12 protein-coding genes and 1 pseudogene are annotated in these 10,806 nt (G+C 68.5%); 11 read left to right on the forward strand and 2 right to left on the reverse strand.

All coding sequences use genetic code 11. From position 1 onward, the window contains the following. Positions 1-25: 25 nt before the first annotated feature. Both ACH4K4_RS37155 and ACH4K4_RS37160 read right to left on the reverse strand, forming a co-directional pair. Positions 26-1,213, reverse strand: coding sequence for an acyl-CoA dehydrogenase family protein (locus ACH4K4_RS37155; RefSeq protein ID WP_398174254.1), 1,188 nt, complete (start codon positions 1,211-1,213; stop codon positions 26-28). Next, a complete protein-coding gene (locus tag ACH4K4_RS37160) occupies positions 1,210-2,397 on the reverse strand; it encodes a hypothetical protein (protein WP_398174257.1) in 1,188 nt (395 codons plus the stop codon). Before ACH4K4_RS37160 ends, ACH4K4_RS37155 begins: the two co-directional genes overlap by 4 nt. Before the next feature lie 453 nt (positions 2,398-2,850). On the opposite strand from ACH4K4_RS37160, the gene ACH4K4_RS37165 reads away from it, so the two are divergent. The 11 genes and pseudogenes from ACH4K4_RS37165 to ACH4K4_RS37215 all read left to right on the forward strand — a co-directional run. Continuing rightward, complete coding sequence (locus ACH4K4_RS37165) at positions 2,851-3,213, forward strand: hypothetical protein (RefSeq protein WP_398174260.1); 363 nt, start codon at positions 2,851-2,853, stop codon at positions 3,211-3,213. A 189-nt stretch (positions 3,214-3,402) separates the two neighbouring features. Then, complete coding sequence (gene speD, locus ACH4K4_RS37170; RefSeq protein ID WP_398026676.1) at positions 3,403-3,810, forward strand: adenosylmethionine decarboxylase; 408 nt, start codon at positions 3,403-3,405, stop codon at positions 3,808-3,810. 62 nt (positions 3,811-3,872) lie between these two features. After that, the gene (locus ACH4K4_RS37175; protein ID WP_398174263.1) at positions 3,873-4,991 is read left to right on the forward strand and encodes an NAD(P)-dependent oxidoreductase; all 1,119 of its coding nucleotides are present in this window, start codon (positions 3,873-3,875) and stop codon (positions 4,989-4,991) included. Position 4,992: 1 nt separating this feature from the next. Next, positions 4,993-5,850, forward strand: coding sequence for a class I SAM-dependent methyltransferase (locus tag ACH4K4_RS37180; RefSeq protein ID WP_398174266.1), 858 nt, complete (start codon positions 4,993-4,995; stop codon positions 5,848-5,850). After that, positions 5,847-6,569: a hypothetical protein gene (locus ACH4K4_RS37185; RefSeq protein WP_398174269.1), complete on the forward strand. Its 723-nt coding sequence runs from the start codon at positions 5,847-5,849 to the stop codon at positions 6,567-6,569. The genes ACH4K4_RS37180 and ACH4K4_RS37185 overlap by 4 nt, the downstream gene beginning before the upstream one ends. Before the next feature lie 63 nt (positions 6,570-6,632). After that, positions 6,633-7,760, forward strand: a complete 1,128-nt coding sequence (locus ACH4K4_RS37190; RefSeq protein WP_398174272.1) for an aromatic ring-hydroxylating dioxygenase subunit alpha — start codon at positions 6,633-6,635, stop codon at positions 7,758-7,760. Next, on the forward strand, positions 7,760-8,458 hold the full coding sequence (gene mtnB / locus ACH4K4_RS37195) for a methylthioribulose 1-phosphate dehydratase (protein WP_398174275.1): 699 nt from the start codon (positions 7,760-7,762) through the stop codon (positions 8,456-8,458). The genes ACH4K4_RS37190 and mtnB overlap by 1 nt, the downstream gene beginning before the upstream one ends. Beyond that, a complete protein-coding gene (locus ACH4K4_RS37200; RefSeq protein ID WP_398174284.1) occupies positions 8,455-9,045 on the forward strand; it encodes a 1,2-dihydroxy-3-keto-5-methylthiopentene dioxygenase in 591 nt (196 codons plus the stop codon). Before mtnB ends, ACH4K4_RS37200 begins: the two co-directional genes overlap by 4 nt. After that, complete coding sequence (mtnC, locus tag ACH4K4_RS37205) at positions 9,042-9,755, forward strand: acireductone synthase (RefSeq protein WP_398174278.1); 714 nt, start codon at positions 9,042-9,044, stop codon at positions 9,753-9,755. The genes ACH4K4_RS37200 and mtnC overlap by 4 nt, the downstream gene beginning before the upstream one ends. A gap of 63 nt (positions 9,756-9,818) precedes the next feature. After that, a complete protein-coding gene (locus ACH4K4_RS37210; protein WP_398174281.1) occupies positions 9,819-10,610 on the forward strand; it encodes an S-methyl-5'-thioadenosine phosphorylase in 792 nt (263 codons plus the stop codon). A 16-nt stretch (positions 10,611-10,626) separates the two neighbouring features. Next, positions 10,627-10,806, forward strand: a pseudogene (locus ACH4K4_RS37215) (isocitrate lyase); the annotation flags it as partial.

A 10,806-nucleotide genomic window follows, 5' to 3' on the forward strand; every position in this document is an offset into this window, starting at 1 on the left:
GGTTCCGGTATCCGTCACTGCGGCCTCAGTACGACTTCGGCAGGCCGAGCGTGTGGGCGATGTGGTTGAGGATCATTTCCTGGCTCACCGGCGCGATGCGGATGGCCCGGGACAGCCCGAGCAGGGGCGCGACGCCGTACTCCGTGCACAGGCCGTTCCCGCCGAAGACCTGCACGACCTGGTCGGCGGTACGGGCGGCGGCCTCGGCCGCGGCGTACTTGGCCATGTTCGCCGTTTCGCCCGCGGCCTTGTGCCGCCCCAGGTCGCACAGGGCCGCGGCCTTGCCGGTCATCAGCCGGGCCAGTTCCGTGTCGATCGCGGCCTTGGCGAGGGGATGGGCGATTCCCTGGTGGGCGCCGATGGGCACCTGCCACACCGCGCGTTCGCAGGCGAAGTCGACGGCCCGGCGCAGCGCCAGTGAGCTGAGCCCGGTGGCCAGGGAGGCGGCCACCAGCCGTTCCGGGTTGAGCCCGGCGAACAACGGCTTGAGCCCGTCCTGCCCGTCCGTGACCCTCGCGTCGCGCGGTACCCGGACCTCGTCGAAGAACAGGGCGTGCTGCTCTTCGGCGAGCGCGACGTCCATGGGAATCGGGCGCCATTCCACGCCGGGGGCGCCGCACTCGACGATGAACAGCCCCGGGGCCGTCCCTCCCGAGGGGAGTTCGGCGCGGGCGACGACCATGACGGCCGCGGCGGTGTCGACGCCCGAGGTGAAGACCTTACGACCGGACAGGACCCAGTCGTGCCGGTCGGTCCGGGCGGTGGTGGCGATGCGGTAGCTGTTGGAGCCGGCATCGGCCTCGGTGATCGCGAAGGCCATGGTGGCGCTGCCGTCCGCGATGCCCGGCAGCCACCGGCGCTTCTGCTCCTCCGTGCCGAAGCGGGCCAGGACGGTCCCGCACACGGCCGAGGACACCATGAGCATGAGCAGGGGGCAGCCGCCGGCGGAGACCTCCTCGGCCACCACGCAGAGTTCGGCCAGGCCGGCGCCGCCACCCCCGTAGGCCTCCGGCAGATGCACGCCGGTGAAGCCGCAGCGCCCCAGGTCGGCCCAGAGGTCCTCGCACCGGCTCCCCGTGCGGACCTGCTCCAGGAAGTACGCCATTCCGTAGTTCCGCCCCACCTGGGCGACAGCGCGGCGGAGCGCGGCACGCTCCGCGCCGCCCAGCGTGACGGCGCACATGTCGGCTGCTGCGCGTGACGTCGGCATCATGGAGTGGCGCGCCCTCCTTCCGGGACGTCCGCCCGGCTGCCGGCAGGTGGCCCGGGGGCGGGCGGAGGCGGTGACGCCGCCTCCCACAGCCGTGCGGCTTCCTGCTGCCACAGCAGCGGGATACGGTCGGCGCCGGGAACCGCCACATCGCTGATCACGGCGACCTGGGCGGTCGAGCCGTAGGTCGTCAGACCGACGTTGAACGGATGCCCGGGAGGCAGCAGGGTCATCGGCAACAGGCCGGTCAGCGACGGCGGCACCGCCGCCTCGTCCTCCCCGCACGGTACGTACGACGAGATGACCGGGGCGTAGCGGGGATCCAGCATCCGGCGGAGCGCGAATTCCACGAGCCGGACCGGCGAGCCGTGCAGCAGGTCCTGCGCGGTCTGCCGCACGCGTGCCGACTTGAGGCCGGTGGTCGCCTCCACGGTCCGCGACAGCCGAATCCGCGGGTCGCTCTCCTGGCACGGCAGCCACACCCGGCGCAGAAAGCACCGATTGCCCCATGACGACGACTCTTCGGAGCGCCTGACGTTGAGCGGGACGGCGACCGCCAGCGGCGCCGGAGGCCTGCCCGCCTCCAGGCACCAGGCGCGCACCGCTCCTGCCAAGGCGGCCAGGTGGACGTCGTTGACCGTCGCCCCGGCAGCGCGGGCCACCGTACGCATCCGGGGCAGCGACGCCGTGGCGGTCGACACCTGGCGCCGGCCGGACAGCTCCCAGGGCCCACCCAGCCCGGTCGGCGGAAAGCGCCGGTACGCGGCGTACGTCGCCACCGCCGTGCCGATCGCCCGCAGGAGCCGGCCCATGCCCGATCCGGTGCCTTCGCCGGCGGGCGGTCGCGGGGCGGGACCCGGCCCCGCCGGAGCGAAGAGCGCCTGAAGCGTCCGCCCGATCGCCACGCCGTCCTGCCGGCCGTGGTGCACGCGGTACGACAGGGCCCAACCGTGCCCCGAGGCGGGCCGCACCAGACGCAATTCCCAGCCGAGTGCCAGCGGAGAGGTCCCGGCCCACGTCTGCTGGGCCTCGTCCGCCACACACGTACCCGCCTCGCCCGTGACGACCGTTTCCACCACATGCCGGGCCACTTCGAAATCGGCAACCGGTGCCCAGGCGGCGGCCGAGGCCGGACCGCGCAGTTCGTGCGAGAGCACCGGCAATTCGCGCAGTGCCTCGCCGACCAAGCACCTCAAATCCTCCAACGCCGGTGCTTCGCCTTCCAGATAGGCGATCGCTCCCACATCCAGACACGCCTGCGGAGCGCTGCTCCCGAAAGCGTGAAAGGCCCGGTCCAAGGCCGAATCCCGAGGGGACGGCGGCGCGCCGGATTCCCGCACGCCATTCACCGGTGGCCTCGCCGGCACAGAGGGTGGATCATTCGCATCGTGGGACCTCCCGGTACGAAGGGACGCGGCCCCGCCGGTACGGCACGGGCCACCCGTGATCTGCCCCTCGTACATGCCTTTTGAGCCCCCGAAAGACATAAACCACCTAGCACAGTGAACCCACGGCTTCGTGGAGTTCAGGGGAGAGGTCCGGCCTTGTCGCTCGTTGGTTGGGTATCGGCGGCCGAAGAGCGTGTTGTGGCGAGACGGGGGTATGGCGCTGGCGAATCCGACGCCTACGGAAGGAGCAGCATGCCCAAGCAGCACCCCCGCCCCTTGCTGATCGGTCTGATCGCAGGAGCCGTCATGGCCGCCGGAGGTGTATTCGCCACGCCGGCCGCGGCGGCACCCTCGGTCAACGTCCAGGCCAGCGGCTCGACAGTGACCGTCAGCACGCCGAAAAGCGCCCGGGGCTGCACGAAAGGCGCGGTTGCCGAATGGCGCAGCAAGGCCGGTAAACCGGGGAGCCGGGGCAGCGCCAAGATGACGCGGAAGCGCAGGGCGTGGGTCGCCACTTTCACCGGTCTGAAGTCGGGAAGGTATACCGCCTACGTGCGGTGCGAAGGGTCCGGTTCAGCCGACCCGGGAACGAGGGATTTCACCGTCTTCGACTGAGGCCGCGCGACGCCCTGACCGGCCGGACCGGGAGCCGACCTGCATCAAGGCCGGCTCCCGGTCCGCGATGTCTCCCCTATCGCGTGTGGTCGGTTGCTGGCCCCTTGAGCGGTTCGTTAGGGGAAAGTGAGCACTTCGGTACGGCAGTGCGCTTCCGTGGAGATGCAACACGAAACCTCTGGAGGAAACGTGTCCGTCATCTCTGATCCCATGGTGCATGCGCCGGGAGATCTCCGGATCGATGCCTATGGCCTCTCCTACGCCGGGGTGCACATCACCTTGGACCTGTGGGGCGCATCGTCGCTCGACGACGAGCAGGTGGTCGGGAACGCCTTGCGGAAGGCTGTCGCGGCCTGCGGGGCGCACTTGCTGGAGCTGAAGATGCACCGCTTCGCTCCGCAAGGTCTCACCGGTGTCGCCATCCTGAGCGAGTCGCACATGTCGATTCACTGTTGGCCGGAGAACAATTACGCCGCCATCGACGTCTTCACCTGCGGTGAAGCCGACCCGCGCAAAGCCATCCCCATTCTGCGGGACGCCTTCAGCCCGGAGCATCTCCAGGTGACGGAGCTGAAGAGGGGGATCAAGCCGGAGTAGTGAGCAGTAAGGCACGGCCGGAAGGCAGCAGCGAGTACGTTCATCGGAAGGGGAGCATTGCCGTGGCAGAGAAGAGCGTTTCCATCATCAAGGAGACCCGGGCCGGCGAAAAGCGCGTCATCGTCCTTCCGGAGCAGGTCGCGGAATTCTCCGGCGCCGGCTTCGAAGTCCTGGTGGAAACCGGTGCGGGCGTCGGCACGAAGGCGCCGGACGACGACTACGTACGTGCCGGCGCCCGCATCGTGAGCACCGAAGAGGCGTGGCGAGGCAGTGACTTCGTGCTCAAGTACAAGGCTCCGGGGCCCCACGAGTTCACCTATCTGCGGCCGGGCCTGCGTCTCGGCGCCTTCTTCCACGCCGAAGGGAACCCGGAACTGACGCGCGCCCTCCTGAACTCCGGCACGCAAGCCTATGCCTACGAGTTCTTCAAGACGCCGGACGGCGCATACCCGCTGGCCGTACCGGACAGCGAGATATCGGGCAAGCTGGCCGTTCTGTACGCGGCGTACCACCTGCAGAGCCACCTGAACGGTTCGGGTGTCCTGCTGGCGGACGTGCCCTACGTGACGTCCCCGAAGGTCGTCGTCATCGGTTACGGGAACGCCGGTGCCGCGGCCGCCCGCACGGCCCGTGCCCTCGGCGCCGACGTCACCGTCCTGGGAACGGACCGGCACCGCTTGCGCCGGTTCGCCGCCTCGGCCCCGGGCGTCTCCTGCCGTATCAACACTCCCGAGGTGCTGGAGCGGGAGGTCCAGGAAGCCGACGTGGTCGTCGGAGCGATCCTCATCTCGACTTACGACACTCCGCCGATGATCGGCGAAGACCTCGTGCGCCGGATGAAGCCCGGCTCCATGATCGTTGACGTCACGGTCGGCTACGGCAGCGGCTATCTGCCGACCTTCGACCGGCAGACCGTCCACACGGAGCCGGTGTACGAGCGGTTCGGTGTGCTGCACTGCAAGATCGACGCGATGCCCGGTTCGGTGCCCCACACTGCGTCACGGGCCGTCAGCCCGCTCATCACGCCGTATCTGATCGAACTCGGCAACAGCCTGCAGGACGGCCGGCCTGCCCCCACGGCCGCCAACGGCATGATCACCGACGGGGGCCGGATGGCGCACCACGAAATCGAACGCCATATGGACCGCGCGTTCGGTGCCGAGCCGGCCACGGTGCACTGACGTGGCGGGCCCCACGACGAGCGGCCTCGGCGCACCGGACACGGGGTACCGGCGCCGCGCGCACTTCTACGACGTCGAGTACCGGACCACTGAGGACCACGGCTACCTCCAACGCCTGGTCACCGACCGGGTGCGGTCGATCCTGGAGATCCCCAGCGGATCGGGCCGCAACGCGGACTGGCTCATCGCCGCCGGCCGGCGGGTGGTCTGCGCCGATCTCGAACCCGGCATGGTCGACCAGGTCCGCGCCCGGATCGAGAAGGCCGCAGCACAGGACCGCGTCACGGCCGTCCAGGCCGATATGCGGGAACTGGACCTCCCCGAGCGTTTCGACCTGATCCTCGTGCCCCAGGAGGCCTTCCAGCTGCTCCACGAGCCGGGGGACGCCGAACGGGCCCTGCCCCGGCTGGCGAGCCACCTGCGTCCCGGCGGAACGCTTCTGCTCGACCTCCACACCTTCGACAGCGACGGCAGCCGGGCAGGTTCGCGGGCACGGGACGTCTCTCCGCTGCCGGACTACTTCGACCCACGGCTGGCGGAAGGCCGGGTCGTCACCGAATGGCGGAGGCCGGTGCCTCCGACGGGCTGGCTCGAACGGGCGCGGAGCCAGCACAGCGAAGGAAGCCGGATGCGCATCGTCTACGACTACCGGTTCGGGGAGGGAGACCGCGAACTCGACCGGTGGACCTCGTCCATCAGAATGCGGCGCTACACAGCGGACGGGATTGCCGACCTGGCCGCCCGGAGCGGGCTGCGTATCCAGCGCATGGCACTCGACTACGCCGGCACACCGTGGGTGCCCGGTGCGGCACGAATGGTCACACACCTGTGCGCCGCGTCGGAAGAGGAGGAACGATGACGACCCGGACGCCGCGCCTCGATGAAGACCGGCTGGCCTATTACCGGCAGTACTTCGCCGACTTCTTCGACGGCGACTTCAAGCTGGGTATGGGCACCGAAGACATCCTGGACACCTTGTACGCCTCGGAGGCCGGTGGCGACTGGCTGGATCTCGGATCCGGCCCGTGCACACTGTTCTGGTCCATCGCCCTACCGGAAACAATCCGCTCGATCCGCAGTGTCGATGCTGCGGAGGAAGCCTTGGCCGTGCTGCGCGAAGCCAACAACGGGTCCCGCGTTCCTCGCGCCTACCAGCAGGTGTTACAGCGCTATGGCCGTGAGCCCGGCCACCTGCACGAGATGAAGTCCCGCATGGCGGGCTATCACGCCTTCGACGCCATGGCGGCCTGGCCGGCGGAATTCGACGGACAACGGTTCGACCTCGTCACGGAATTCGGCCTCTTCGGCCTGTCGCCGGATGCCGAACGCTACCGCCGGTGCTTCCCGTCCGTGCACGATCACCTCCGCCCCGGGGGAGTCGCTGTCGGAGCGGACTGGATCCGCAGCGCCGAGTACGTCGCCGAGGAAGGCCACGACAACACCTACCTGACCGAGGCCCTCGTCTCGTCCGCCATCAAGGAAGCCGGCCTCACGCCCACCCGGCACCGGCTGTGTCCCATCGAGGGGGACGCGCTGTACGACGCGCTGATCGTCTGGACGGCCGAACGCACGCCCTGAATGCGACGAGCTACGGAAACACCGACCGGCCCCGGCGATCCCGGATTGCAGAAAGGAATGGTCATGTCGACCCCGAGCCTTCCCCCGAGCTTCCTGGCCACCCTCCCCGGGCGCTATTACCACGCCCCGGACATCTTCGAACTCGAACAGGACCGGCTGTTCCAGCAGTACTGGTACGCGTTCACGCACGTCACGGACGTACAGCAGCCGGGAAAGTACCGCACGGCACAAGTAGGCAGGGAGAACGTGCTCGTCGTACGCGGCAACGACGGGGAGTTGCGGGCCTTTCTGAACGTCTGCCGGCACCGGGGGACCCGCCTGTGCATGGACGAGTACGGCGAGACGAAAAAGAACTTCCGGTGCACCTACCACGCGTGGACGTACGGCCTGGACGGCGGGCTCGTGGCCGCGCCGCACCTCGCCAAGATGCCGGACGTGGACCGGACGGAGTGGGGCCTCAAACAGGTGTGGCTGCGCGAGTACCTCGGCTACGTCTGGGTGTGTTTGGCGGATGAGCCTCCGTCGTTCGAAGACACGGTGATCAGCCCCGTTTCGGAGCGGTTCGGCGACGCGCAGGCAGTGGACAACTGGACGATGCCGGAGCTCAAGGTCGGACGGCGCATCAGCTACGACGTCAAAGCCAACTGGAAAGTCCTCGTGGAGAACTTCCTGGAGTGCTACCACTGCGCCACCATGCACCCCGAGTTCCTCGGCGTCATACCGGAATACGCCGAGGGGTATGCGGCTCAGTACTACGTGGGCCGTGGCGTGAAGTTCGGTGAGGACGTCGAAGGGTTCACCGTCGACGGAAAAGGCGGCTTCGGGAAGCTGCCCGGACTCACCGAAGAGCAGGACCGCCAGTACTGGGGCGTTCTCATCAATCCGCAGTTCTTCGTCAGCCTCGTTCCGGACCACGTGATCGCACACCGGATGTTCCCGGTCTCGGCGCACCGGACGATCGTCGAGTGCGACTGGCTCTACGCCCAGGACGTACCCGACGAAGGACCCGAACTCGACCGGTCCGTGGAACTGTTCCACCGCGTCAACCAGCAGGACTTCGCCGCCTGCGAACGGTGCCAGGTCAACATGGGCTCCAAGCTCTACGAGCCCGGTGGCGTCCTGGTGCCGCACGAGCACCAGATCGCCAGTGCTTTCCACGACTGGTTCACGAAGGCGTTCGGAGAGCCGTGATGCCCGAGGGACAGGCGCGAGGAGTGCCACGGCACTTCTCCGAAAGTGACGGCGCGTCCGAGGCGGACCGTGAAAAGGTCGCCGCCGCGTGCCGGGACCTGTACCGCCAGGGCTGGGCACCGGGGACGGCCGGCAATGTGTCGGTACGGGCGGGCGACCGGGTGACCATTTCCGCGAGCGGGCGCGCCAAGGGCCGGATGTCGCCGAGGGACACCGTCGTGGTGTCCCTCAACGACGGGGCGCCGCTCGTGGGCGAGAGCGAGCGCCCCTCGGCCGAGACGAGCATCCACCTGGCGATCTACGCGAACGTGCCCGCCGCGCGAGCGGTGGTACACGCTCACCCGCCCTACGCCACCGCGTTGGCCGCCACGTGTGAACACGGTAGCCGGAGCGTCGAATTCGGCCGGTGGGAGCTGGCCAAAGGGCTGGGCGGCCCCGGCCTCGCCGATACCACCGTCCCCGTGTTCCGCAACTGGACCGACGTGCCGCGCATAGCCGAGGACGTGGCCGACGCCTTGGCGGCGGCACGGGACGACCGCTCACCCACCACGCCGGCCCTGCTCATCGCCTGCCACGGAGCCACTACGTGGGGAAGCGACCTGCTGGAAGCCGTGAACCGGCTGGAGTGCGTGGAAGGGCTTTCCCACCTCACGCTGCTCACCGGAAACCTGGGTGATCCCGAAAGGTGCAGGACATGACCTGCTTGCATGTGTTTTCCGCGGCCGACCCGGAAAATCCGACGCTCCGGGCCCGGCGTCCCGAACGTATCCGCAGGGAACTCGCCGCCATAGGCGTGCGCTACGAACAATGGGAAATCGACCGCGCCCTGCCGCCTCAGGCGGACACCTCGGCGGTCCTGGACGCCTATAGAAAACCGGTTGACCGGATGTGCGCAGAGGGTGGTTACACCCTGGTGGACGTCGCCTCCGTACATCCCGATCCCGCGGACCCGAAGTGGCCGGACCGGGCCCGCGAAGCCCGCACGTCCTTCCTTGAAGAGCACTACCACGAGGAAGACGAAGTGCGCTTCTTCGCCGGAGGAACCGGCTGTTTCTACCTCCACAGCCAAAACCGCGTGTACGCCGTGCTGTGCACGGCCGGTGACCTCATTTCCGTCCCGGCGCGCACCGCTCACTGGTTCGACATGGGAAGCGAACCCGACTTCACGGCCGTCCGCTTCTTTCGCTCAGCGGACGGCTGGATCGGGACATTCCTGCCGCACAGTCTCGCAGCGAGGTTCCCGACCATGGACGAACTGCTCCCCGCGGCCCGGGAGGCGGCATGACCGCGGCTGTCGTCCTGGACGTCGAGGGAACCACGAGCGCCACCTCGCACGTCTACACCGAACTGTTCCCGTACGCGCGCAGCCGGATCGCCGAGTGGGTGAGCCGACACGGTCACGAACCGCAGACCCGCGCCGTACTCGACGAAGTCGGACGCCGCTGTGCCCGCTCGGCAGAGTGGGACGACCGGGCCGCGATACGCACGCTCATAGCGTGGGCCGACGAGGACGCGAAGATCGCGCCGTTGAAGACCCTGCAAGGCCTGATATGGCGCCAGGGATACGACCGCGGTGAGCTGTCCGGCCACATATACGCCGACACCCTTCTCGCACTGCGCTCATGGCTCGACCGCGGGACGAGCATCTATCTGTACTCATCGGGCTCGGTTCAGGCGCAGCGCGACCTGTTCGCCCACACCCAGTTCGGTGACTTGCGCGATCGGCTGAGCGGATACTTCGACACCACGTCGGCCGGCGGGAAACACTGTCCCGACTCGTACCGGACCATCGCCCGAAGTGTCGGTGCAGTGGAAGGGCAAGTGCTGTTCGCCTCCGACTGTGTGAAGGAACTCGACTCGGCGCGGTCCGCCGGTTTGCGTACGGCTCGGGTGAAACGCCCGGAGGAAACCCCAAGAGCGGCCTCCACACAAGGGACGTACGCGCACGCGCTCTACCGCAACCTCATCGCTGTGGCGGAGGCGAAACCCGGATGACGCCTGCCCGTGAAGCCGGCTCGCCCGCCACGTCCCACCTGTTTCGCACGTGCAGGAGCTTCCATGGAACATGCTCAGGCAGATATCGGCATCATCGGGGGCACCGGCCTCTACTCGCTGCTCACAGACGGTACGGAAGAATGGCCTGACACCCCTTACGGCAAAGCCAGCGCACCACTGACGGTCGGGAAGATGTCGGGCCGAATGGTTGCGTTTCTCCCGCGACACGGCCGCAACCACGAGTACGCGCCGCACAACGTGAACTATCGCGCCAACCTGTGGTCGCTCGAAAGATGCGGTGTCACGCGCGTGATAGGCGTCGGCGCCGTCGGCAGCCTCACTCCGCGCATTCCGCCCGGGAGCCTCGTCGTCCCGGACCAACTGGTGGACCGGACAACCGGCCGTACGCAGACGTATATCGACGGCCCCGGCGTGGCCCATGCGCCATTCGCCGACCCCTTCTGCCCGGCCGGACGCCAGGCGGCGCTGCGCGCTGCCGAGCAGGCCCGCTGGCCGGCGGTGGACGGTGGCACGCAGGTCGTTGTCGAAGGGCCGCGTTTCTCGACGCGGGCCGAATCACAGTGGTACGCCGGCCAAGGGTGGACCACGATCGGCATGACGGTCCACCCGGAGGCCGTACTCGCCCGGGAACTCGGCCTGTGTTACGTCCCTTTGTCCATGGTCACCGACTGGGACGCCGGTGTCCTGCCCGGCCACGGAGTCACTCAGGACGACGTCGTCGAGGCTTTCGCGGTCAACGTGGACCGTATGCGGGACGTCCTCGCCCGATTGGTCGAGGCATTGCCCACCGAAGACGAATGCAATTGCAGGGAACTGAAGCCCAGCGTTCTATGAGAGGGGAGTGGAAGCCATGACGACAAGCCCGAGGGAAAGCACGGCGGCCGAGGAGTTGGCGCGGCGGTGGGCGTCCGATCCGCGGTGGCGGGGCACGGCCCGTGCGCACAGTGCCGCGGATGTGGTGCGGCTGGCGGGTCGTGTGCGTGAGGAGCACACGCTGGCCCGGCGGGGTGCCGAGCGGCTGTGGCGCCTG

The organism is Streptomyces sp. NPDC017529, from assembly GCF_044329785.1.
In the GTDB taxonomy this organism is placed as follows: Bacteria; Actinomycetota; Actinomycetes; order Streptomycetales; family Streptomycetaceae; genus Streptomyces.